20 protein-coding genes and 1 pseudogene are annotated in these 23,744 nt (G+C 41.2%); 17 read left to right on the top strand and 4 right to left on the bottom strand.

Annotated features, from left to right (window positions below):
• Positions 1-41 precede the first annotated feature (41 nt).
• On the bottom strand, positions 42-728 hold the full coding sequence (locus tag ACNKW3_RS11625) for a pseudouridine synthase (RefSeq protein WP_427399464.1): 687 nt from the start codon (positions 726-728) through the stop codon (positions 42-44).
• Positions 728-3,550: an RNA polymerase-associated protein RapA gene (gene rapA / locus ACNKW3_RS11620; protein WP_427399463.1), complete on the bottom strand. Its 2,823-nt coding sequence runs from the start codon at positions 3,548-3,550 to the stop codon at positions 728-730. Before rapA ends, ACNKW3_RS11625 begins: the two co-directional genes overlap by 1 nt.
• Before the next feature lie 252 nt (positions 3,551-3,802).
• Here rapA and ACNKW3_RS11615 point away from each other — a divergent pair.
• From ACNKW3_RS11615 to ACNKW3_RS11595, 5 genes and pseudogenes are all read left to right on the top strand, one after another.
• Positions 3,803-4,699: pseudogene (locus ACNKW3_RS11615) on the top strand (PIN domain-containing protein); the annotation flags it as partial.
• A 190-nt stretch (positions 4,700-4,889) separates the two neighbouring features.
• Positions 4,890-6,272, top strand: coding sequence for a PhoH family protein (locus ACNKW3_RS11610; RefSeq protein WP_427399462.1), 1,383 nt, complete (start codon positions 4,890-4,892; stop codon positions 6,270-6,272).
• A gap of 296 nt (positions 6,273-6,568) precedes the next feature.
• Positions 6,569-7,765 carry a hypothetical protein gene (locus tag ACNKW3_RS11605; RefSeq protein WP_427399461.1) on the top strand — a complete coding sequence of 399 codons (1,197 nt, stop codon included), beginning with the start codon at positions 6,569-6,571 and terminating at the stop codon, positions 7,763-7,765.
• 32 nt (positions 7,766-7,797) lie between these two features.
• The gene (locus tag ACNKW3_RS11600) at positions 7,798-8,304 is read left to right on the top strand and encodes a hypothetical protein (RefSeq protein WP_136251507.1); all 507 of its coding nucleotides are present in this window, start codon (positions 7,798-7,800) and stop codon (positions 8,302-8,304) included.
• 39 nt (positions 8,305-8,343) lie between these two features.
• Positions 8,344-8,508: a hypothetical protein gene (locus tag ACNKW3_RS11595; RefSeq protein ID WP_427399460.1), complete on the top strand. Its 165-nt coding sequence runs from the start codon at positions 8,344-8,346 to the stop codon at positions 8,506-8,508.
• A gap of 126 nt (positions 8,509-8,634) precedes the next feature.
• Here the strand turns inward: ACNKW3_RS11595 and ACNKW3_RS11590 are convergent, their stop codons facing one another.
• Both ACNKW3_RS11590 and ACNKW3_RS11585 read right to left on the bottom strand, forming a co-directional pair.
• The gene (locus ACNKW3_RS11590; RefSeq protein WP_427399459.1) at positions 8,635-10,032 is read right to left on the bottom strand and encodes a heavy metal sensor histidine kinase; all 1,398 of its coding nucleotides are present in this window, start codon (positions 10,030-10,032) and stop codon (positions 8,635-8,637) included.
• Complete coding sequence (locus ACNKW3_RS11585) at positions 10,016-10,699, bottom strand: heavy metal response regulator transcription factor (RefSeq protein ID WP_427399458.1); 684 nt, start codon at positions 10,697-10,699, stop codon at positions 10,016-10,018. Before ACNKW3_RS11585 ends, ACNKW3_RS11590 begins: the two co-directional genes overlap by 17 nt.
• Before the next feature lie 377 nt (positions 10,700-11,076).
• On the opposite strand from ACNKW3_RS11585, the gene ACNKW3_RS11580 reads away from it, so the two are divergent.
• From ACNKW3_RS11580 to ACNKW3_RS11525, 12 genes are all read left to right on the top strand, one after another.
• Positions 11,077-11,364, top strand: coding sequence for a hypothetical protein (locus ACNKW3_RS11580; protein ID WP_427399457.1), 288 nt, complete (start codon positions 11,077-11,079; stop codon positions 11,362-11,364).
• Between the two features lie 96 nt (positions 11,365-11,460).
• A complete protein-coding gene (locus ACNKW3_RS11575; protein ID WP_427399456.1) occupies positions 11,461-11,985 on the top strand; it encodes a DUF411 domain-containing protein in 525 nt (174 codons plus the stop codon).
• Positions 11,985-13,346: a TolC family protein gene (locus ACNKW3_RS11570; protein ID WP_427399455.1), complete on the top strand. Its 1,362-nt coding sequence runs from the start codon at positions 11,985-11,987 to the stop codon at positions 13,344-13,346. The genes ACNKW3_RS11575 and ACNKW3_RS11570 overlap by 1 nt, the downstream gene beginning before the upstream one ends.
• The gene (locus tag ACNKW3_RS11565; protein WP_427399454.1) at positions 13,343-15,202 is read left to right on the top strand and encodes an efflux RND transporter periplasmic adaptor subunit; all 1,860 of its coding nucleotides are present in this window, start codon (positions 13,343-13,345) and stop codon (positions 15,200-15,202) included. Before ACNKW3_RS11570 ends, ACNKW3_RS11565 begins: the two co-directional genes overlap by 4 nt.
• Positions 15,199-18,336 (top strand): efflux RND transporter permease subunit, encoded by a 3,138-nt coding sequence (locus ACNKW3_RS11560; protein WP_427399453.1) that lies wholly within the window; start codon positions 15,199-15,201, stop codon positions 18,334-18,336. Before ACNKW3_RS11565 ends, ACNKW3_RS11560 begins: the two co-directional genes overlap by 4 nt.
• Before the next feature lie 182 nt (positions 18,337-18,518).
• Positions 18,519-18,941: a copper resistance CopC family protein gene (locus ACNKW3_RS11555; protein ID WP_427399452.1), complete on the top strand. Its 423-nt coding sequence runs from the start codon at positions 18,519-18,521 to the stop codon at positions 18,939-18,941.
• Between the two features lie 28 nt (positions 18,942-18,969).
• On the top strand, positions 18,970-19,896 hold the full coding sequence (locus tag ACNKW3_RS11550) for a copper resistance D family protein (protein ID WP_427399451.1): 927 nt from the start codon (positions 18,970-18,972) through the stop codon (positions 19,894-19,896).
• A gap of 47 nt (positions 19,897-19,943) precedes the next feature.
• Complete coding sequence (locus tag ACNKW3_RS11545; RefSeq protein ID WP_427399450.1) at positions 19,944-20,426, top strand: YybH family protein; 483 nt, start codon at positions 19,944-19,946, stop codon at positions 20,424-20,426.
• Between the two features lie 273 nt (positions 20,427-20,699).
• Positions 20,700-21,116, top strand: coding sequence for a hypothetical protein (locus ACNKW3_RS11540; RefSeq protein WP_427399449.1), 417 nt, complete (start codon positions 20,700-20,702; stop codon positions 21,114-21,116).
• 97 nt (positions 21,117-21,213) lie between these two features.
• Positions 21,214-21,567, top strand: coding sequence for a hypothetical protein (locus ACNKW3_RS11535; RefSeq protein WP_427399448.1), 354 nt, complete (start codon positions 21,214-21,216; stop codon positions 21,565-21,567).
• Positions 21,568-21,732: 165 nt separating this feature from the next.
• The gene (locus ACNKW3_RS11530) at positions 21,733-22,083 is read left to right on the top strand and encodes a cupredoxin domain-containing protein (RefSeq protein ID WP_427399447.1); all 351 of its coding nucleotides are present in this window, start codon (positions 21,733-21,735) and stop codon (positions 22,081-22,083) included.
• A 380-nt stretch (positions 22,084-22,463) separates the two neighbouring features.
• Positions 22,464-23,657 carry a hypothetical protein gene (locus tag ACNKW3_RS11525; protein WP_427399446.1) on the top strand — a complete coding sequence of 398 codons (1,194 nt, stop codon included), beginning with the start codon at positions 22,464-22,466 and terminating at the stop codon, positions 23,655-23,657.
• The last annotated feature ends 87 nt before the right edge of the window (positions 23,658-23,744 follow it).

Below are 23,744 nucleotides of genomic sequence, written 5' to 3'. Positions count from 1 at the left end.
AATATGTTATCCGATGAACTGCTTTATTGAGCTAGTAATAGTTATTTATCGGCAATTGGCAGTGGAATTTCAGGGAAATTTGGTTTGCTTTCAAAGGAGAGTTTTTGTGCAGTAGTTGGATGGGTAAAACTGATGCTTGCTGCATGCAAGCAGAGCCTAGGCGACAAGGCTAAGGCTTCGGGATGCGCATACAAACGGTCACCTAAAATAGGATGTCCCATTGACAGCATATGCACTCTTAACTGGTGTGAACGCCCTGTAATCGGATGCAATTGTACTTTGCAGACGTCACCCTGAGTTTGAATCACTTGGTAATCCGTAATGGCTTTTTTACCTCTTTCATGATCGACCATCTGTTTTGGCCGATTGGGCCAGTCGCATATGAGCGGTAAATTAATTTGACCACTTTTTCGGGTGGGTATCCCATAGATTAATGCATAGTAAGTTTTGTCAATTTGACGCAGCTCGAACTGCTTGCTGATGGCTCGGTGAGCTTGTTTATTTAGAGCGAAAATCATCAATCCCGATGTCGCCATATCTAACCGATGCACTACGGTAGCAGTGGGCAACACTGTTGCTACGCGCCAAGCAAGAGAATCTCTATGCTCTGGCGCTTTTCCTGGAACACTAAGTAATCCGCTAGGTTTCTCCAATATCGCAATGTCATCATCTCTATAGATGAAGTGTAAATAAGGATCCTTGGGCGGATTATAGTTAAGTATGGCCATTATTTAGGATTATTAATGACCAAACGTAGGCTATCTAAATACGGCTCAGAGTCGGTTATCACAGTTGTCAAATGCGCCTTTTGCTGTTTTAGAAAATCTATTTCATCATCCCGAATGCTCGGGTTGACGATTTGTAGTTTAGTGAGTCGTACAATTTCGTCATCTAGACTGTTTTGCATTTGACTCAGGGCATCTTGCTTTACTTTTGACAATGCATTTTTCGCTTCGGTCATACCGAATTCTATGTTCTTTTTCAGTTGGTCAGCTAACGCAGTAATAAGCTGTTGCGCCATTTTCGGTTTGACTTTGAAGAAGGTACTAAATGCTAAGTCTTCTAACTGATTTTTAGCATTAACGCACAAGCGAATAGGTGTGGCTGGTAGGAATCGATATAATTGCCACTTCGCTTCTGTTACTGGCGCCAATACACAAACTAACTCGATCCAAAACGCGCCTACAGGTGCACCTTCTTGATTCACAAAGCAGATGCTACTTTTACCAATAACATCGGTTAATACTGAATCTATACAATGGGTAACTATTTCACTATCACCACTTAAATAATGCACATGTTCAAGACGTGTGGCGACACTTCGTTTGTAAGTAACCTCGGTTCCTTCTTCATCCAGACCAGGAACTGGAAATAACATTGATTCACCTTGCGTTAATACAAAGACATCACCATCTTTTTCGTCTTGATTAACGCCTAAGGAATCTAATAATCGGCTCATGAATCGCATCATATTGACCGGATTTTCAGCGCCGATGATACGGTCAATAACATCGTCTACTTGATCTCCACCAGATGAATTCAACTCCAATAGTCGATCTCTGCCTTCTTCGATTTCCTGTTTTAAATTAACAGTGAGTGCTTTGGTTTGTTCAACCAAGTCTTGCCAATTCTCTTGATCCAGAGGCGATTGCAAAGCTGAATGTAGGTCGTCAGCCATTGATTTATAGACGTCAGTACCCACGGGGCAAGTTTGTACAAAAGCTCCCAAGCCATAATGAAACCAGTTAAATAAGACTTCTTGGGCGTGCTTTTTAAAGTAAGGCACATGAATATTCACGTCTTTGGTCTGACCAATTCTATCGAGTCGGCCAATGCGTTGTTCCAATAAGTCAGGATTGAGCGGAAGATCAAACAGCACCAAATGATGACAAAATTGGAAATTTCTTCCTTCACTCCCAATTTCACTACACAACATAACCTGCGCACCAGCTTCATCAGTGGCAAAAAAGTGCGCTGCTTTATCTCGTTCCACAATGCTCATATTTTCGTGAAATACGGTATGGCGAATGCTGGTTTTTACACGTAAGTATTCAGCAATTTGCAAAGCAGTTGATGCAAAGGCACATATTACCAATACTTTATCTTGACGTTGACCCGATAAAAATTCTATTAACCAACTGACTCTTGGATCATAACTTGGCCAAGCCTGATCGAGCATAGTTGAACGTTCAGGATGTAACTCAATATGAGTATCGTTTTCGCCCATCAAGGCCAACTCAAATTCTTTTGGTAAGCTAAGTGGATGAGGATTCAATATACGCTCAGGAAACCCTTGAATCGCTGCTCTACGATTGCGGAATAGCAAACGTCCAGTACCATGTTGATCAATTAACTGTTTCACCAATTTGTTGCGATATTCAAGATCTGATAGGGCAGAAATATCAGTGTCAGGGGCGATTGAAGCTAAGGTTTCTTCTTGAGCTTCGGTCAATTGATGATTTTCAATTAAAGGTGTGATGGCTTCAGCCAGTTGCGAATATTTCCTTTCTTCTTCTATGAAAGCATCGTAAGAATGGAATCGTGCAGGATCTAATAAACGCAAGCGAGCAAAGTGACTTTCATGCCCCAGTTGATCAGGTGTCGCTGTAAGTAGTAATACTCCACTAGCGATAGCACTGAGCTGCTCAACAGCTGTATAGGCTGGTGAAGCAGATTCTGGACTCCATTTAAGATGGTGGGCTTCATCTACCACTAAAATGTCCCAATCTACACTGCTAGCAGCAAGGAGATTTTCTTCTTGTTGAATAAATTCCTGACTACATAACACTAATTGCTCTTGGCTAAATGGGTTTTCGCCACTTTCTTTGACCGCTTCGATTCTTTCTTCATCAAACACAGAAAAACGTAAGTTGACGCGTCTTAGCATTTCAACCAGCCATTGATGTACCAAACTAGAAGGCACGCAAATTAATATGCGTTGAGCACGACCACTTAGAATCTGTTGATGTAGTATTAGCGCTGCCTCGATAGTTTTCCCTAGACCTACTTCGTCGGCCAATAGCACTCGTGGGGCATAACGCTTACCGACTTCATGCGCAATATGAATTTGATGAGGAATAAGTTCGACTCTTGCACCGATTAGACCGATAACATCGGAGCTGGCCATTTCGTATTGTTTTTCCCAACAGGCATATCTAGCATCAAACCATTTAGGGCTATCAAGTTGCCCTATAAACAATCTTTTTTCAGGTTGATGCACCTTAATCGTATGTTCTAGCGCGACTTCAACGATAGCTGCGGTTTCGTTGGTGTCTGTTCGGGTTCCTAAATAGGAGTACAAGCCGCTGTCTTCGGCCACTTCTTCGACTTTTAGCGACCAACCATCCACATGAGTTGCAATATCGCCTGGATTTAATATTAATCTTGCCAACGCATTTTGGTTTTTGGCGTAATTACGCTCTTCTTTTACTGCGGGAAAAAGTACAGATACTGATCTAAAATCAACATTCATTACCACGCCAAGACCCAGATCGACTTCTGAGTTACTTAACCAACGTTGCCCAACAATATATTCAGTTTTTTCTGCCATGCCTGTTTTTAGTTTTCGCTACTTAATTATGCGAATTGTAGTCGGCTCGGACTCGAATGTCAGTAGCAAATAAAAATTCTGCATAAAACAGGTGATAAATTTTTAATTTCTGTTTAAGGTAGTATCTAAAGTGGACAGTCGCAGTGGCAAGCAGATTGTTTTTCACTCAGCTTCTGTTCGCTTAGTGGCCTATCGGATTATCAATTACATAATTGGTAACGATATTTCTCCAGCACTAACACGGAGCCATAAATGCCGGAAATCCAAAAAGTCGAACCCGTCGACATTAATACCGCGAAAGAAAACAGCAAAAAGATGTTCGTTTTAGACACCAATATTTTGCTTCATGAACCCTTAGCCTTTATGTCCTTCAAAGAACACGATGTTGTTGTCCCTATGACAGTGTTGGAAGAGTTAGATTATATAAAAGACAGTAAAAAAGACGTTGCTAGAGACGCCCGAGTCTCCATTAGAGCAATGGAGGATCTTCTGCATGATGCTTCGCCTGAAGATATGATTGCAGGCGTCACTATGATGGGACTTGGTTCTGGAGATTCAGCACCATCAGGGCATTTGTCTATTTTTGCTGATTTAGGCATGGACAAAAATCTTCAAGTATTTACTAGCAACGAAAACGACAATCGCATCATCAATGCAGCTTTGCATTTACAAGCGCAGTTCAAACATCGAGAAGTTGTTCTGGTGACCAAAGATATCAACATGCGTCTAAAAGCCAAAGGTGCTGGGATGGCGTTGGTAGAAGATTATCGTACCGACCAATTAATCAGTGACATCAAATATCTTAGTAAGGGTTATTACGAGTTTGAGGGCGAGTTTTGGGACAAAATACAAAGTGTTGAAAGTGTGACTGAAGGCAGGGACACCGTACACACCCTTGAAAAATCCATAGTGCCGGACCCTTATATCAATGAGTTTTTAGTCGATGGAGCGGGCAAGTTTGCTGGCTTGATTGAAGCTATAAATGAAGAAACTATAGAAGTACTTGACCTTGGTTATGAACGACTAATGTCGCGTCGAGCTTGGGGCATCACACCGAAAAACATCGGCCAAGCCATGGCCTTGCATGCCTTACTAGATCCTCACATTGATCTTTGCATTTTAACAGGTCCCGCAGGAAGCGGAAAAACAGGTATTACTGCAAGACTTTTTTCAACATTTGTACAGACCTATCTGAAAGCCTTGAATACACTAAAGATGCGGTGGTCATTCTTTTATCCCAAACCCAGACAATTTAGTTTCTTTTTGATAACTACGTAATAAGACTAGCAAACATTTACTTTAGACTAATCAAAATAGTAATTCTCAAAGAGGGACGAAAATGAAAAATTCAAACGAGAATAGAAATCCACGGATATTAGATACATCGGCGCTTGTTCATGATCCAAAGAGTCTGCTTTCATACAAAGATGATGTGTATATCTGTTTGACGGTGTTAGAAGAGTTAGACAACCTAAAAGAGAGAAGAGATAAAAGTGTCAGTGCCGACGCTAGAGTTATCATACGAATGCTTGAAGATATCATCAACGGGCACAGTGCTGAGCAGATGGAAAAAGGTATCCCACTTCCTTCTAATGAAACTTCAAAGAGAGGAAAGTTGTTTATTGGGGTTGATACCAATTTAGACATTCAAAGCGAACTTAAACATGGCATTGGTAGCGATGCTGATAATCGAATTATCAACTATGCGCTTCACATGCGAAAGGTATTGGGTCAGGAAGTCACGTTAGTATCTCGTGACATCAATATGCGGCTCAAGGCAAGAACAATTGGTGTTGATGCCGAAGATGTACTTGTAGACCATCAAATATCAGATATAGATTTACTGTATACCGGTGTGCAGGCATTTGATGGAGATTTGTTCGATCGTCTTAAGTCAGACGATAGTTTTAAACTCTCTGGAGAGGTATATCAACTTGACAGAAACCTTTTCAATGAAGAGGTTCAATACAATATGTATTGGTATGATGGGGTAGGTCACATTGGTTTAGTTACTGAAGTGACAAATGAGCACGTTTTCACAAAACTACTTCCGCGAAAGCAAGATACGGTGTGGGGAATTAGTCCAAAAAATTCCAGACAGGCTATTGCTCTGAGCCAGTTAGTAGATCCTCATTTTGATTTAAACATCATCCTTGGTCCAGCTGGTTCAGGTAAGACTTTTTTGGCGGTAGCCGCTGCGTTGCACCAAGTTCTGGAGTTAAAACAATACAAGAAAATAGTTGTGGTAAGGTCCCGTGATTTTATGGATGAAGATCCTGGTTTTCTTCCTGGCGACCTTAAGGAAAAATCAATGCCTTTACTTGCCGGTATTACTGATGCGTTAATTTCAATGCATTCAGTTGATGATCATGATGCAAATATTTACGCTACTGTTGAGCACATTATTGAGCGAGCCAATATTGAATTTACTTCAATGGCATACTTTCGTGGTCGCTCGATTGATGATGCCGTTTTGATTATTGACGAAGCCCAAAACATGACCCGTGCTCAGATGAAGGGGATGTTAAGCCGTGGCGGAAAGAATTGCCGGACAATCGTTTTGGGCAACTTGGCGCAGATTGATGACAAGTTTGTAACGCCAGCATCCAGTGGAGCAACAGCAGCAGTGAATATCTACAGAAATTACGAGAAAGGAAGCATACTGATTTTTGATGAGGTAGAGCGAAGCTCGTTAGCACAATTCACTGAGCAGAACCTGTAGTGTAGTTTTGCTTGGTAGACATTTTGGTAAACAGAAGTTCTACCGAGACCTGCGTCGGAATGAACGCGCAGTCTTTTGTAAAAGAGCCTCATTACCGGAGCAGCATACGGTCTTTAAGTCTAGCAGACTAAAACGGATTTGAGGCTAATTAAAATTGCGAGCAAAGTTGCATCATTATGACCTATAGCACTCCTAGTGGATTGTCCAAAAAAGAAGTGAGAACTCTGTTGCGACTTTTGCCTCAACAGGCAAAGAGTAAATGCTTCCAGTCGTTTGATATTGAAAAGATAAAATCGATGGATACCTTTCAACAGTCCATCACTGTTGATGGTGGTAGTTTGTTTTTGTCCAATTACGGGATGACCATTCAATCCGATATCTGTGAGGTACTTGCCAAAAGCGAACGTTATCGCGGTTTAGTATCGATGAGAAAAATTCGAGGTATTATCAGAAAGCGCCTAGAATTTTTTTATAATCGAAAAAACACTGTATATGAAGAGAATTATCTTAACAGTATTCTTGATGATATTGATGCAACAATCAAACAGTACACCTTCGTATGCGAAGTTGCTGGACTTGATTTTTCTTATGAGTGTTGCATCGATCTCGGGTTTGGTACATTAAGATTGTTCGACAAAGAACTCATTAAGGATGTAAAACCTCATAGACTCCAAGATATTTGGGAGGACAACTTCGTTCGCCCCATCACTGGCAAACTAGTGTTCTTAGGTTGTGCTTATGGCGAGCATGATGTTGCGCTTAGTAAGTATTATGACAATGCAAATTTAAGTCTTTCATGTCTGAGGCTTTTAGCTTGCGCGAATTTCAAAAGAGCCTTCAGGGAGGCTCACGTTAGTATAAAAGGTAGAGGTGGTTTTTCTTACCAGCCAAGCTCTACTTTTGGCTGGAACAAGGATAATGGACGCTTAATTTCAACTAGCTCAGTTAGTGCTAGACGAGAAGTATATTTTGACACAGAAATAACCAAAGGCTTTTTAGCAGAGATCTCACTTACTCACCTGCCGGAAATTCTCAAAAAAGAAGACAGAACGGAGCTTGAAGAAACAATTGTAAAATCTCTTTACTGGGTCGGCGAAGCAAACTCAGATAGTTCGTTGCCCTCCGCATTTTTAAAATTATGGTCTTGCTTGGAGTGCTTTTTCACGTTGCGCAATGAGGAAATTACGAAAAGAAATGCAATTGGAATTGCCTCTTTATTTCTTTACGGTGATATCGATATGAAGCAAGAGGACATAGCAGAGTTGAAAGACTATCGAAGTATTAAGAAAACCGTATCTAGATATTACGCGTTAAGGTCTAAAATAGCCCATCGAGGTGTGCGCATAGGTATTAATGATTATCAAGTGACTATATTAGCTTTCTTGACCTGTATCATCATTCTCGCTGCTACTTCCCTCGCTCGAAGAGGTTATCACGACTTGGCATCTTTGGAGCGCGAGGCTACAAGGCTAGATAATATTCATGTTGGTTAACTGTCGCTTATATCGCCTCAGAAGGGTTAATAATGGAAAATTGTTTATCGTGGAGTAAAGATGAATTACGTGTGCGTATTTATGATCATGCGCCCTTTTTAGACGTTGAAGCGCGAGTACCCGACGGCTACGTAAAAATGATGCTTAAGTACACTCCCAGTTACGTCTTCATTGAGGACATCCAAGGCAATGGCTTTGATTCTAAGCTCCAGGGTAAAGGAACTGGTAGCTTGTTAGTCAACACTGCGGTGCAATACCTACGTGCTAAGCTCTCCGCCGACATAGAGGTGAGTGGTGAAATGTCTGATGCAAATGACCCAAGAGAGCCGGACTTGTTAAAACACTGTCAAACAAACAGGATAAAATTTTGGGCCTCGTTCGGATTTACGATAATACCTAGTGCTGTAGGGCGGGATAGGCTAATAGCGAAGCTAAGCGACTTAAAAGTAAAAAAGGACGGTACTGTTTTGGGGAGCCACCCGAAGTATATTCCTCTTTCTTCTTTTACTGAAGACGCATTGCCCCACAGAAGACTCTGACTTATCGGTGTCATTAACGCCATTCACAGAATTTGACATATGGGCACAAGAAAAATGGACAGGGCCACAACAATACGTCCTGTAGCCATCGAAATTCAGATTGTGTTACCCACTAAAGACATGGCCGGCAAGTCTTCTAGTCTCTTCTTTTCACGGGTGGAAAACGGAGATTTATTGATTCAACTGTCATATCGATTAAGTTGATGCTCAAACCGATTAGCCTTTGCGTGAATCAGATGTTTTAATTTCATTCACAATAAGGCCTCAATAAACAGCCAAGATAAATTAGCAATTTTTCAAACACGATTACCCATCGTCATCATCTTATTTTTAAGTGTCGCTAAACTCCATAGTAAACACGGTCTTACTTTCATCGGATTCAACGTACATATCGGCTCCGTTGATCTTCATAACAGACTTAGCAATGGTTAATCCAAGGCCAGTGCCTTGACCATCTCTCTGTCGAGAGGGGTCAACTCGATAGAAGCGATTGAACAATTTAGGAATATGCTGAGGCTCAATTTTCTCCCCGCTATTTAACACCATTATTTTCTGGTTTTTTCCTTTGGACTCCGTTTTGACCTCCACCGTACTATTATTAGGAGCGTGTCTTATCGCATTTGAAATCAGATTTCCTATTGCCTGTCGGAACATGGTTTTGTCGCAGTGAATAGTAAAGGAAGAGCCGGTAACTTGGATGTTTATGTGCTTCTCGTCAGCAAGTAAATTAAAGTAATCGAGCAGGCTTGATATTTCCTTTTGCACATCTAAGGATTCAATTGCGGGCTTTATAAGTCCGTGCTCGGTTTTAGCCAATAGGAGCATATCACTCACCATTTTCGTCATGCGCTCATATTCTTCTAAATTAGAATAAAGTATGTCGGCATATTCCTCGGTTGACCGCACTTGTCCTAACATCACTTGGGTTTGGGTCGTTAAATTAGTAATTGGGGTTCGTAATTCATGCGCGATATCTGCTGAGAAGTGGGATAGTTTTTCAAAGCCATCCTCAAGACGTTCAATCATGGTGTTGAAAGAATTTACTAGAGTAATTAATTCTTCTGGTACCTCATCTGGGTTTAGTCTTATATCAAGATTATCGGCGGTGATAGTTTCAATTTTTCGCGTAAGCTTTCTTAATGGTGATAGGCTTCTGTAAATCGCAAAACGCGCAGCTAACACTGTAATAATGCCCGAACAAATAATGATGCCCATTATCGATTTTAAAAGGCTGTTCATAAACGTCATGTGGAATTCCATGTTTGACGCCACGATGATGATATAGCTAGTATCATGCGTATTAAAACTTAATTTAATGGCTCTATGCATATGGTTTTCATCGCTAAACAACAACATGTCTTTCGGATTAATTGATGTGTATGTTGTGGCTGTTTTAGGAAAGAATGAAAAGTCAGCTCCTTCACTTGTAAATATCGTATCTCCTTTATCATCCTCAACATGATAGTAGACACCATGATGTCCTGAAACTGCCTGGAATAAAAGCTTGGAAGGTTGTACCGATTGATCATGTGACTTTTCGAGCTTTAACTTAATGGCATGAAACACCTCATTAAGCTCATCGGCATCTTGTTCTTGAAAATGGTCTTCAATAGAGGTGACTACTAGTGTGCCCATAATGCCGAGACACACGAAAATAGCTATTCCCACAAATACCATTGTTCGAAAGGAAATTGAGTACGGCTTTTGTCTTTTAATTTTGCTCTTCATCAGTTGTTAATTTGTATCCCATACCACGAACCGTTTGAATCAATTTTGGGGAAAATTCATCATCAATTTTAGCTCTTAAGCGGCGAATTGCTACATCGATGACGTTTGTATCGCTGTCAAAATTAATATCCCATACTTGAGACGCAATCAGCGAGCGTGGAAGCACCTCTCCTTGCCTTCTGACCATGAGTTCTAAAAGTGAAAATTCTTTTGTTGTCAAATTAATGGATTGGCCAGCGCGTTTTACAACACGAGACGGGATGTCCATTTGCAAATCTGCGACTTGTAGCAAGCTGCTTGCAACTGTATTTCCTCTTCGAAAAAGGGTTCTGACTCTAGCCAGCAATTCTGCAAAAGCAAAAGGCTTTACTAGATAATCGTCAGCGCCCAGCTCTAGACCCTTTACTCTGTCATTGACACTATCTCTTGCGGTTAAAAATAATACAGGAGTTTGATTGCCAGATTGACGCAATGATTCTAGAATCCGCCATCCATTAATATCTGGTAGCATGACATCTAATATTATTAAATTAAACTCGCCCGTCATCGCTTTATGGTGACCGTCTAAACCATTGCGAACGAGCTCAATGACAAATCCAGACTCTGTCAATCCTTGCTTTATATAGTCACCGATTTTCTTCTCATCCTCGACTACCAGAATTTTCATAGTTCACTCACGTTATGTTTAATGTGATTTCGGTACTTAGTGTTGCTAAGTGTTTAACAAGTGGGTTTTCGAGATTGGATATGGCAACTCGGGCCAACAAAACGTACCTCACTCATAAGCAATATATTCCAATGCATAAAAATAACCAACGATTGCTCTCACTAGATTACAACATTGTAATGAGCAGGTAATCGCGCTGCCATGTTGCTTAACTATACTCTTCATCTGGAACTATATTTAGAATACCTTATCAAAGTTATTTCAAGAATAGTAAAGTCATATTAGATTATTCATTAAGGGTTGGTGTGGTCAGTAAATGCATTAAAGCTGTTTTGCTTATAATATTTTTAAGCACTCAAGTTGCAGATTCGTTTGCGATGTCCAGCCCTGGCTGTGATATGCAGAACGATATGCATGAGCAACATTTTATGGATAATGATCGCAATTCATCACAAAATATTCATCAGATTAGTCAAATGGACGAGGATTGCTGTGGCGACGGGTGTGCTTGTCCATTAGGCATTGTGTCCATCGCGATGCTGGTGAATTTTGACATTTTAACTCCAATCGACTTCAAATCCCTTAAGCCCAACACTTTTATCACGGATGCAGACAACGCTGTCCTTGGTCGCTTGCAACGCCCCCCAAAACGCTCTATAGCCTAACTCTAAGAATTTGGCGAAGCTCGTCAAAGTTCCAATATCGAACGCCGCCCAATAAAGGCTGTGGTCGACATTTAAATCGTTAGTAAGAGAAATCAAATGAAGCCAATAAAATTGCTTTTTACTAAATTAGTGCTGCTTTTTTCAGTGACTATTGTCGTTGCATGCACAAATGAATCAGTTACCACTGAACTAAATAAGACAAATTCTCAAGATGCTGAGTCAACTTTAATGTTGGACGTTTTTAAACGCGAGTCGTGTGGATGTTGTCAAGGATGGATTGATCATGCTGAATCTCAAGGCATCCAAACTGATGTAGATGATATAGTTTTTCTCACTACTAAAAAACAAGATCTCGGAATCAAGCCAATGTACCGCTCCTGCCATACATCGGTGTCAACTGAAGGGTATGTTTTCGAAGGTCATATACCCGTCAAATTTATTGTTAAATACTTAGATAATGTTCCGCAAGGCTCTATCGGCCTCTCAGTGCCGGGTATGCCTGTTGGCAGTCCTGGAATGGAGAACGGTGAGCAATTCAGACCATATCAAGTGTTATTGCTCAAAGATGACGGTACGGCAGAGGTTTTTGCCGAGGTGAATTCGTATGAGGAGCAATTCTGATGAGTGCTTTTAAAGGCTTTGCATGCCTGATTTTGCTTGTTACAACAAGTGGTCAAATATCAGCAGAACAAAAGACCCCCCTTACTTTGCAGCAGGCTGTTGCCCAAGCTATTCAAAAGGACCCGTGGTTGGAAGGTAGCCAATATCGGGAAAACGCGACTATTTCTTCAAGTATCGCCGCAGATACTTTGCCTGATCCAGTTGTTTCTTTAGGGTTGGCAAACATCCCTACTGATGGTTTTGCATTCGACCAAGAGCCTATGACTCAAATTAAAGCTGGCATTTCACAGATGTTTCCTCGTGGAGAAAGCTTGAGTATTAGACGCAAGCAACTCGAAGAATTGGCAACGCAGCATCCATTTATGCGATTGGACAGAATAGCCAAAACACAAGTTGCCGTTTCTATGAAGTGGTTAGACGTTTATCTAGCGCAGCAAAGCATTTCGCTAATTGAGAACGACAGATCTTTGTTTGAACAACTCAGTGAAATTGCTGAAGCGAATTACTCCTCTGCCGTCGGTAAAGTCAGGCAACAAGATATTATCCGAGCGCAGCTAGAACTCGCGCGACTTGAAGACAGACTGACAAAGCTATCATCTAAAAAGGAAACTGCTTCGGCCGATCTTTTAGAATGGTTGACGGGAGGAGATGCGGGCGTTTTTAGCCACTCTTTTAATGCAGTCGCTCTTGAATTGCCGGACGGTTTGCCCGAAATTGAAGAGATAGATAATGCCTACTATGAAATGCTAAAAGTCAATAACCAACAAATGTTGGCGAACAGACTTCTCTCGCATCCTCTACTCAGAGCGGTGGAAAGTAGGATTAAGTCTAGTCAAACGGGTATCGAACTAGCAAAACAGCAATACAAGCCCCAATGGGGCGTAAACGCCAGTTATGCATATCGAGCAGATGACCAAATGGACAGAAGCCGAGCAGATTTTCTTTCAATCGGCGTTAGCTTTGACCTCCCCTTGTTTACAGAAAATAAACAAGATAAAGAAGTAAGCGCCGCCGTTAACGAATCAGAAGCAATTAAAACTGAAAAACGTTTAGTGCTCAGAGGCATGCTTGCTCAAATGCAATCCATATTTGCAGCAAGACAAAGACTGCTGGAGAGACAAACCTTATATCGCACCAATATTCTACAGCAATCAAGCGAACAAGCAGAAGCCGCGTTAACAGCTTACACCAATGACGATGGTGATTTCGCTGAGGTTGTGAGAGCAAGGATCGCTGATCTAAATGCTCGTATTGACGCATTAGAAATCGAAGTCGAACTACTTAAAACAAAAATTCAACTGAATTACTTTTTTTCTGAGCAGAGTCTTAAAGCTGTATCTGAATTTGGAGCAAACCAATGAAAACTGTTAACGCAATCGCTATAGGCGTGATAGCAGGCGCTGTAATTACAGCTCTTACCTACTCAATATTACCAAGCTCAAATGGCTCACAAGATAGTAAGGCGGATGCTGGAGAAAAGCAGCCTTTGTATTGGGTTGCGCCAATGGATCCAAACTATAGAAGAGATGAGCCTGGGAAGTCCCCTATGGGCATGGATTTAGTCCCTGTTTACGAAGATGAACAAGGCGCAGGCGATAGCCCAGGTACGGTGAAAATTTCGCCAACTGTCGTGAACAATTTAGGTGTGCGTACTGCTAAAGTGGAGAAACGGTCTTTGCACGTACCCATAAAAACCGTAGGTTATATCCAATACAATGAGGATACACTCGTTCATATTCACCCAAGGATAGAGGGTTGGATAGATGAGCTATACGTAAAAGCAGCGGGCGAATATGTCAAAAAGGGCGAGCCACTATACGCGCTTTATTCTCCCGAACTCGTAAATGCTCAAGAGGAATATCTTATTGCTTTAAAACGCTCAAATAAGGAGCTGATAGAGGCTTCAAAAACAAGGTTAAAAGCGCTGCAAATGCCAGAATCTGCAATTCAATCGCTTATCTCAACTGGTAAAGTTCAGCAAACAATTACCTTCTATGCACCCCAAGCTGGCTTTGTTGATAATTTGAATGTGCGCCAAGGGTTTTACGTAAAGCCAGGACTCACAATTTTATCAATTGGTGCCTTGGATGAAGTTTGGGTAGACGCTGAGGTGTTTGAGCGACAGTCTGCTCAAATTCAAGAGGGTTTGCCTGTGACTATGACTTTAGAATATCTCCCGGGTAAAGAGTGGACTGGAGATGTTGATTATATCTATCCAACCCTAGATGAATCGACTAGGACGCTTAAAGTCAGGCTGAGATTTACCAATGATGATTATGCACTAAAACCTAACATGTTCGCTCAGGTAACGATTCATTCTGATTTAACAGATGAGAATTTGCTCGTGCCCTCTGAGGCGGTAATCAGAACGGGTAGCCAAGATAGAGTGGTTTTAGCACTTGGAGACGGAAAGTTTAAGTCGGTGTCAGTAGAAGTAGGACAGGTAGTTGATGAATATACGGAGGTCTTATCAGGCTTGAGACTCAACGACAAAATCGTTACGTCAGCACAATTTTTACTCGATTCAGAAAGCAGCATTAGTTCTGATTTCAAAAGGATGGAGGAGCCTGAAGCGACTTCACAGTCGGTATATACCGAGGCGACCGTAAATAGCGTGATGACTGATCATAGAATGATAAATGTTGATCATGGCGCTATTGAAGAGTGGGAATGGCCGAGCATGACAATGGATTTCACCGTTGCCGAAAGCGTCGACATTAATGAGTTAAAAGCCGGCATGTCACTTCATATGGAAATCACTAAAACTGACTCGGGAAGTTTCGAAGTAACCACCATTCATATCATGGATTCGATGAATGAAATGAGTGATATGGATGATATTGAAAATATGAATAGCTCTGCGGACAGCACTGATTCAGGTCATGACGCAATGCACAGTATGGAAGAGCCTATTATGTCGGTTTGGACAGAGGCAACCATAAATAACGTGATGATGGAGAGCAGAAAAATCAACGTTGACCACGGTCCTATTGATGAGTGGGAATGGCCGAGTATGACAATGGATTTCGATGTTGCCGATAGCGTTGCTATTGAAGAATTGAAAGCCGGTATGTCACTGCACATGGAAATTGTCAAAACCGACTCTGGAAGTTTTGAAGTGGCAACTGTCCATATCATGGGCTCAATGACTGACATGAACGATACCCAAAACATGGAACATTCTAATCATTCAGACCATCAAGGAGCTCATCAATGATAGCTGCCATAATTAGATGGTCGGTCAATAACCGATTTTTTGTGCTACTGGCGACGCTCATTCTAGTGGGTGGTGGTTTGTTTGCCATTAAAAATACGCCGGTTGATGCATTGCCTGATTTGTCGGACGTACAGGTAATTATTAAGACTAGTTATCCAGGGCAAGCGCCTCAAGTGGTAGAAGATCAAGTTACCTATCCTTTGACTACCTCAATGCTGTCAGTGCCTGGAGCGCAAACAGTGAGAGGATATTCTTTTTTTGGCGATTCTTATGTCTACATCATCTTTGATGACGACACTGACTTGTACTGGGCGCGTAGTCGAGTGCTTGAATATTTATCGCAAGTCGCGCCTAATTTACCCGAAAACGCAAGACCACAATTGGGGCCAGATGCTACCGGCGTGGGTTGGGTTTATCTATATGCTCTTGTCGACAAAACGGGGCAAAACGATATCAGCCAACTGCGAAGCTTACAGGATTGGTTCCTTAAATATGAGCTTCAAACGGTGCCAGGCGTTTCTGAAGTTTCAGCTATTGGTGGCATGGTAAAGCAATACCAAGTGCAGGTCGATCCTGAGAAGTTGCGAGCATATGGCATTCCGCTCTCTCACATTCAAATGGCCATCAAGCGCGGTAATCAGGAGGTGGGCGCATCCGTCATTGAAATGGCTGAAGCTGAATATATGGTTCGCGCGACAGGTTACATAGAAAGTAAAAGGGATATTGAGCTCATTCCTTTAGGTGTAAACAATAATGGAACGCCGCTTTTAGTAAAAGATATTGCTGATGTCCGTCTTGGTCCGCAGATGCGCAGAGGTGTAGCTGAGTTGAACGGTGAAGGAGAAACGGTTGGCGGTGTCGTTGTTATGCGCTTTGGTGAAAATGCGCAAAAGACTATTGATGGCGTTAAAGCGAAACTTGAAGACCTTAAAAAAGGTCTTCCAGATGGCGTCGAAATTGTCACGGTTTACGATCGCTCTGCACTAATAGAAAGAGCGGTAGATAACCTCGCATCGAAATTAGTGGAAGAGTTTATCGTCGTTGCACTGGTGTGCATCGCATTCTTGTTCCATGTGCGTTCGTCACTTGTCGCTATTATTAGCATTCCAGTAGGCATTATCACAGCAATTATTGTGATGTATATGCAAGGTATCAATGCCAACATTATGTCGTTGGGCGGAATTGCTATTGCGATCGGTGCGATGAGCGATGGGGCGATAGTGATGATTGAGAATATGCATAAACACATGGAGCGTACCCCTTTAACTAAAGAGAACAGATGGCAAATAGTTGTGGATTCAGCATCTGAGGTAGGCCCTGCATTGTTTTTCAGCCTTCTAATTATAACGGTAAGTTTTGTGCCTGTGTTTACGCTTGAGGCACAAGAAGGGAGAATGTTTTCACCACTTGCTTTCACCAAAACTTATGCCATGGCGGCCTCAGCAGCACTTGCAATTACGCTCGTGCCAGTTCTTATGGGATATTTTGTGCGCGGTAAAATACTTGCTGAAAGTAAAAATCCGGTGAATCGCTTTTTAACGTTTTTATACATGCCTACGCTTAGAACTGTGCTGCGTTTTCCTAAGTTAACAATGTTAGCTGCGGTTTTAGTGCTAGCGATAGGTTTGTGGCCCGTGAACAAAATCGGTAGCGAGTTTATCCCGCCTTTAGATGAGGGGGATTTGATGTACATGCCAACAACCTATGCCGGTATATCAATTGGCAAAGCGAGAGAGCTGTTACAACAAACTAACAAATTGATCAAAACCGTCCCAGAAGTTGACTCCGTATTTGGAAAAGTGGGTCGTGCTGATACTGCAACTGACCCGGCACCTTTAACGATGATAGAAACCTTTATTCAATTAAAACCTAAAGAGCAGTGGCGAGAAGGTTTAACAACTGATGATTTAATAAAGGAACTTGACTCGGTGGTCAAATTGCCGGGCTTAACAAATGCTTGGGTAATGCCTATTAAGACGCGAATTGACATGTTGGCAACAGGCATAAAGACGCCCGTTGGTATAAAAATTGGTGGTCCTGATCTTATGGAAATTCAGAAGATTGGACAGCAAATTGAAACCATACTTTCTGATGTTGATGGGACTGCCTCTGTTTATTCCGAGCGTGTGGCAGGAGGACGTTATGTCAAAGTAGATATTCAACGCGAAAAGGCTGCTCGATATGGTCTAAACATCGCTGACGTGCAACAAGTTGTCTCAAGTGCCATCGGCGGAATGAACGTGACTCAAAGCGTTGAAGGTTTAGAGCGTTACCCTGTAAATGTTCGTTACCCGCAGTCTTATCGGTCATCGCCTGAGTCTTTGTCTTTGCTACCCATCGTTACACCTCAGGGTAAACGCATTGCTTTGGCCGATGTGGCGGATGTGTATATTGAAGATGGTCCTCCAGGCATCAAAAGTGAAAATGCACGACTAAATGGTTGGGTGTATGTGGATATCGATGGTGTAGATATTGGTTCCTATGTAATTTCAGCCCAAAAAGCAGTGAGCGAACAACTAGTCTTGCCGGCAGGTTATTCGGTGAACTGGTCTGGACAATATGAATATATGTTGCGGGCAAAAGAGAAATTAACCTATGTGGTTCCTTTGACGCTAGCTATCATCATTATTCTACTGTATCTAAACTTTCGAAATTTCATTGAAGTAGCGATCATTATGGGGACTTTACCACTGTCTATGGTGGGAAGTATCTGGCTGATGTACATAGAGGGCTTCAACTTTTCAGTTGCCGTCGGCGTCGGCTTTATTGCACTTGCAGGTGTTGCCGTAGAAATTGGCGTGATCATGTTGGTTTACTTAAATCATGAGTATCAAGCACTGGTCGACAAATGTAAATCTGAGGGTGTTAAACCTACCATCAACATGTTAAGTGAGGCGGTGATGCATGGTGCTGGATTACGAGTTCGACCGGTTATGATGACCACAGCGACCATAATATTTGGGTTACTACCCGTACTTTATGGCACAGGCACTGGCTCTGAAGTCATGAGTCGTATTGCTGCCCCAATGGTTGGCGGCATGGTTAGCGCGTTACTTCTGACCTTGTTGGTTTTACCCGCTATATACTTTCTGTGGAAGAAAAGGCAAATTAAAAACTTGCCGGATACTTTCTGATGCTCGCTTCAAGCAAGGAAAGAAATTTTATAAGAGTATTGTCGACAAGTGGTAGCGTGGCGAACTCTTTCGCCCGCCACTATGCGTCTGCGAGAATCCGTCCGCCACCAACGACAGGCTTTTTACGATATCAAACAATAACAACAAAATTATTTAAATAAACTACCTACTAAGGAAATAATATGAAATCAATAATCATCGTACTTTTCGCTTTAAGTCTGAGCTTAAGTACACAAGTTTATGCTCATACATCGTTAGCGTCATCAATGCCGAAAGACAATGCTATGTTGATGGAAAGTCCAGACAAGCTCGTTCTAAATTTTGCAGATGATGTGCGTCTTGTGGATTTAAAAGTCAACAGTAAAAAAGGTGACACCGTGGATGTTGGCTTTGAACCTTCGATGGAGGCGAACAAAAACTACAGTTACAGCTTACCTCTGCTCGCTGTGGATACTTACGTGGTTTCATGGACCATCATGGGAGATGACGGTCATAAAATGAAAGGACAGCTTTCATTTATGGTGCATGTGAGTAAAAAGATGAAAGGAATGAAGCACAAAGACATGAAGGATACTTCGATGGATCATTCAGGTATGAGTCATTAGTTATTAAGCATTAAAAAGGTAAATTGATATGTTGCCAGAATGGTGGACGATATTACTAGCGTTTGTCAAATTCCTAGTTTATTTAGGAATGATGGGCATCATGGGCTCTTGCGCTACTTTATTGCTTTTAAAAGGCAGCAAGCAGGGCGTTGCAGTGAATGCTCATCAAAGCTGGCAACTGATTACCTTAAGCTTCTCTTTTCGTCTTTCAATCGTTGGTTTTTTTGCTAGTGTCGCTGGTTTTTTCATTCAGACTGGCTATATGGCAGAGCAGGGACTTACAGGCATGTTTTCTCCTTTCATGATGGAGATGATGTGGCGCTCACAGGTAGGAACTATTGCCACTATTCACGCCGTTATCTTTGTTTTGTTCGGCTTGCTTGCTTGGTTTCTGTTACAAAAACTCAAACGCGGTCATGGTTTAGTATCTTTCAAGATTTTGCTAGGTAGCAGTGTAATATTTTTGCTGCCGCTAGCGTTTACGTTCTCCCTGACCGGACATGCCAGTCAGTTTGTCACGTTCGGCGAAATTCAGATTGCTATTCATTCATTGATTGGTTTGACGTGGGTAGGCTCTTTATACCCACTGATTACTGCATGTTACTTACTCAATCATTCCGATTTAGCTCTCATCATGAAACGTTACGGTAACATTGCCATCGTGTTGGTGTTTATCTTAGTCACGGTTGGTGTAGTAATGTTGATACAGCTACTGTCTTCACCGTCGGAGCTTTTCTTCAGTGAATATGGACTAGCCTTTTTATCTAAACTGCTTGCAGTTGCGCTAATGCTGACCTTAGCTGCTGGACATAAGCTCTTTTGGGTACCTAGGCTAGCTCATGATGAAAGTGTGCGCGTTAAATTGCTCAAATCAATCAAATTCGAGTCCATTATTGGGCTTATTATTTTATCTGTTACAGCTTCAATAACTACTGCGCTGAGCCCGAACCTTTAATGAAAATAATCGGCGGTTTACGCCAAAATAAGAAAAGGAAAATGTTTATGAAAATAACTGCTTTAAGACCCTTAACTGTTTTTGCATTCCTACTGTCATTTAGTGCAGCAGTTAGTGCTCACGGAGATGAAAAACACAACGAAAACTCACAGTACTTTAGCGGAACTGATTCCGATGCAGCAACTGTAGTACTTAAATTTCATAAAGCTTTAGAAACAGGAAATGGTGACTTAGCTGCAAGTCTTTTGGCTGATGATGTGCTGATTTTTGAAGGAAAAGGTGTAGAGAGAAGCGCCCAAGAGTATGCGAGTCACCATATGCTTTCTGATATGAAGTATTTATCACAAATGCAAGTTGAGCTCATGGAGCATCATGTAAAAGAAAATGGCACATATGCAATATCCTTGTCGAGAAGCTCGGTGAAAGGGCAATACAAAGGAAAAGAAATAGACCATATTGGCAACGAAACTATAGGTTTAGAAAAATTGAATGATGAGTGGAAGATCACGCATATTCATTGGTCTAATTAAAAATACTGCGCTGTCGACTTTTTATTATTAATGGGTAGGCAGCGTTTATCTTTTTGCAAAATTGTTTTCGCATTTTCATGTCGTCCGCTTTATCCGCCTTGTAACTTAATTACTAAACAAGATTTAATTACCAAAAGGTAATCAAATTGTAATGCTTCTGCCGTGAAACAACTCTTGTTTTAAACTACAGTGAAGTATGGAATTTTGATGCTAGATGTAGCTTTTTTGCATCAAAAGACAGAAATCATTAACTCAACAACAAGGAAACTGAATATGAAAAACCTTCTTTTAATCACTTTTTCCTCACTTTTAATATTCTCGCCGTTGGGTATCACCAGTGCGCATCAACACAGCGATAAGTCGCATATGTCGATGAGTATGATGGATGATGCATCGATGGAAAAGATGAATGAACACATCACAAAAATGAACAAAACCTTAGAGAAAATAAAACAAGAAAACGACCCCGCGAAAAGAGAGCAAATGCTCAATGAACATGCTAACAGCATGCAAGATATGATGGGCATGATGCATCACTCAAAAGGTGATGCAAGCATGATGCATGGCAAGGAAATGTCTGCTGAAATGAAAATGTCTATGATGGAAAAGCGCCTCCAAATGATGGAAAAAATGATGGAGCAAATGATGGGGCATACTATTGAAAAATCCAAAAAGATGCATGAACACTAAAAGATGCTAAGCAAATAATATGCACGCCGGTTTGCACAGCTCAATAACAACGTAGTTGCGTATTGAGCTAAGGATAAACTTCTTAAAGGAATTTGAAATGAATAAGACCATAAGAATAGCGACACTAATACTAATCGCAACTGCTCTGCTAAGCGGCTGCGCCAGCAGTGTATATCATGACTATATAATGAGCGGACAAGTTGTTACTGTAAAAGATGATAATACCCTGGTTATTTGTGTCGCAAATACAGAAAGCCTCGAAAAAGGCGATGTATTTAACGTTTATAGAACGGTAATGGATAAGCTTGTCATAAATGAGGGGGAATCTGGCTATTCTCGTGAGTTTGTTGGAAAAGTGAAGCTCGGAGAAAAGAAGGATAAACATTTTGCCACCGCTAGTGTGGTTACAGGACAGATATACCAGCATGATATGGTGGAGTTCGACAAATAATCAGCACTTAATTAAACTATTCAAGGGTAGCAAACGCTGCCCTATTTGTTCACTAGTTCTCCTCATAAATCTAAACGCACTGAATGACTTACATATCGCTTTATCGAGCGCTTTTTAATGTACAAAAAGTGGCTGTTCAGGGAGCAAATAACAAAGGATTTTTAAATGCTATGGATTAGCGGCGCATTATTTTTACTATGTTTACTAATATCAACACTAACTTTGCACCAACACATTAAAAAACGACTGAGATGCGACAGGATCTTAGTCGAGGTGAAAGACTTCCACTATCGACCCGCTACGGTTAAGTTAACGGCTAATGAAGCTAATCAAATTGTTTTTCTGAGAAAGGATTCAAATTTATGCTCGGAATATTTGGTTTTTCCTGAGCTAGGATTAACGATAAGACTCAAACTCAATAAACAAGTATCAGTGAACTTTTCTGCTTATCCGCCAGGCGAGTATGAGTTTTATAGCGCGATGAATGTGTATTCTGGGAAGCTTACAATTGTGTAGATTGGTGTAGGCTGACAATAAAGTGTCATTACTTTACAAAAGAGTATCATACTACTTTTTGATTATTGATATACTCCGACCGGCGGCTCTTCTCTTATCTGAAGCAGCAGTTCAGAGTCTGCCTTTGGAAAGCCTGATCTCTGTCTATTGATGCCAGTCAAAGATGACTGATAGACTGCAGAGTGCATAAAAGAGACGTTTCAATGACTTACTCCTATATTCAAAAAAACGTTCCTATGGTCGTTTTATCTTCTTAAAAAATTAATTAATTATTAAAAATATATCTTTGGCAACACGGCAGTTAATATATTAAAACCAACAAATGATATAAATGACCCATGGGTTCGATATGAAGTTGTTAAGCTCACAAGGAAAAAAGCGTGCTGATATCCAGATATCTTTATGAACCATGCCCCAAGTGCGGTGTTACAGGAAAGTATGGGAACGTCAATGTCAGTAGAAACATCCTAAATAGAGGGTGTAATAGTTGTGGAGAACGGACAAAGTTCCCTCTCCCAGATATTCGAAAAAAGATAATTTATCTTGATCAGTTTTTTCTGTCTCATGCTTTTAGGGATCAAGAGCGATTATTTATAGATGCGGCCAATCGCATAAAAGACATGGCTGCTAGGCAATTAGTTGTATGTCCATATTCATCCGTTCATACAGACGAAACGCACTTGTGGAGACACGAGCAACAAGAAAACCTGTATAAATTCATAAAGCAAACTGCACGCGGCTATAAATTTAGAGAAGCCTACGAGATTAAGCTGGAACAAATGCATCGATTATTTGACGCATTTAGGTCCAAGTCAGAAATTATTCAACCTATCGAAGAGCGCGATGCATTTCGCGATGAAATCCATGGATGGGATGATTATATTTGGATCGATTTACGTCCCTACTTGGGCGACTTAGAGGCTATCCGACAAGGAAAGGCTGCTGCAATCGAAGGTCTGGTAAATCTGTTCCCGGACTGGGCAAAACTGACAACTTCCTTTGAAGAAGATGTAAGTATGGAGGCCATAGGATACGGGAGATCTTTGCTTAATCAGTATTTACAGATGGTTGCCAATGTTGGAACTGGAAACCTGATGAGTTATATGGATGCTCCAATGGACACGATGTACGTAGAATCGCTACTTCATTGTGATAGAACAACCATGAAAATTGATGAGCGATTAAGAAGAATAGGCGCATTTTTTTCATCGCATTATTTTACAAGCATTCCAAATATCAAGGTTTCGTGTGGAATTTTTGCGGTTTTACGAAAGATGGTCAAGAACGGAGCATACACTAACCCCATCAATGCACGCCGGAAACTGGCTGGACTATTCTATGATTCTGAGTGCATTTCTGTTTTCGGTCCTTACAGCGATGCAATTTTTATAGACAGGGCCATGAAGCAATGGTGCGAGGACCCTGAATCAATGCTTTTAGAACCTTGTGATACAAAGATATTTTCTGTAGGAAACTGGGATGAGTTTCACAGTTATCTAGATTCTGTAGAAGACAACTATACAGATGATGTGCGTGAGGCAATTAATTTGGTATATCCGGGAATTTATGCTTAATAAGTCAATCAACTTAGCTCGTACGACGCAGGACAGCCATACCAGATGTCGATTATTAAGGCATTTAATGTCCATTGTTTGCGTATA

The sequence above is a fragment of the Glaciecola sp. 1036 genome, assembly GCF_050306235.1.
Lineage (GTDB): Bacteria > Pseudomonadota > Gammaproteobacteria > Enterobacterales > Alteromonadaceae > Glaciecola.
This window is presented reverse-complemented; position numbering and strand designations above follow the sequence as displayed.

What these genes read in the sequence shown, in the direction of transcription:
- ACNKW3_RS11625 (WP_427399464.1), bottom strand. Translation starts at nt 728, where the DNA reads ATGGCCATACTTAACTATAATCCGCCCAAGGATCCTTATTTACACTTC.
- rapA (WP_427399463.1), bottom strand. Translation starts at nt 3,550, where the DNA reads ATGGCAGAAAAAACTGAATATATTGTTGGGCAACGTTGGTTAAGTAAC.
- ACNKW3_RS11610 (WP_427399462.1), top strand. Translation starts at nt 4,890, where the DNA reads ATGAAAAATTCAAACGAGAATAGAAATCCACGGATATTAGATACATCG.
- ACNKW3_RS11605 (WP_427399461.1), top strand. Translation starts at nt 6,569, where the DNA reads ATGGATACCTTTCAACAGTCCATCACTGTTGATGGTGGTAGTTTGTTT.
- ACNKW3_RS11600 (WP_136251507.1), top strand. Translation starts at nt 7,798, where the DNA reads ATGGAAAATTGTTTATCGTGGAGTAAAGATGAATTACGTGTGCGTATT.
- ACNKW3_RS11595 (WP_427399460.1), top strand. Translation starts at nt 8,344, where the DNA reads ATGGGCACAAGAAAAATGGACAGGGCCACAACAATACGTCCTGTAGCC.
- ACNKW3_RS11590 (WP_427399459.1), bottom strand. Translation starts at nt 10,032, where the DNA reads ATGAAGAGCAAAATTAAAAGACAAAAGCCGTACTCAATTTCCTTTCGA.
- ACNKW3_RS11585 (WP_427399458.1), bottom strand. Translation starts at nt 10,699, where the DNA reads ATGAAAATTCTGGTAGTCGAGGATGAGAAGAAAATCGGTGACTATATA.
- ACNKW3_RS11580 (WP_427399457.1), top strand. Translation starts at nt 11,077, where the DNA reads ATGTCCAGCCCTGGCTGTGATATGCAGAACGATATGCATGAGCAACAT.
- ACNKW3_RS11575 (WP_427399456.1), top strand. Translation starts at nt 11,461, where the DNA reads ATGAAGCCAATAAAATTGCTTTTTACTAAATTAGTGCTGCTTTTTTCA.
- ACNKW3_RS11570 (WP_427399455.1), top strand. Translation starts at nt 11,985, where the DNA reads ATGAGTGCTTTTAAAGGCTTTGCATGCCTGATTTTGCTTGTTACAACA.
- ACNKW3_RS11565 (WP_427399454.1), top strand. Translation starts at nt 13,343, where the DNA reads ATGAAAACTGTTAACGCAATCGCTATAGGCGTGATAGCAGGCGCTGTA.
- ACNKW3_RS11560 (WP_427399453.1), top strand. Translation starts at nt 15,199, where the DNA reads ATGATAGCTGCCATAATTAGATGGTCGGTCAATAACCGATTTTTTGTG.
- ACNKW3_RS11555 (WP_427399452.1), top strand. Translation starts at nt 18,519, where the DNA reads ATGAAATCAATAATCATCGTACTTTTCGCTTTAAGTCTGAGCTTAAGT.
- ACNKW3_RS11550 (WP_427399451.1), top strand. Translation starts at nt 18,970, where the DNA reads ATGTTGCCAGAATGGTGGACGATATTACTAGCGTTTGTCAAATTCCTA.
- ACNKW3_RS11545 (WP_427399450.1), top strand. Translation starts at nt 19,944, where the DNA reads ATGAAAATAACTGCTTTAAGACCCTTAACTGTTTTTGCATTCCTACTG.
- ACNKW3_RS11540 (WP_427399449.1), top strand. Translation starts at nt 20,700, where the DNA reads ATGAAAAACCTTCTTTTAATCACTTTTTCCTCACTTTTAATATTCTCG.
- ACNKW3_RS11535 (WP_427399448.1), top strand. Translation starts at nt 21,214, where the DNA reads ATGAATAAGACCATAAGAATAGCGACACTAATACTAATCGCAACTGCT.
- ACNKW3_RS11530 (WP_427399447.1), top strand. Translation starts at nt 21,733, where the DNA reads ATGCTATGGATTAGCGGCGCATTATTTTTACTATGTTTACTAATATCA.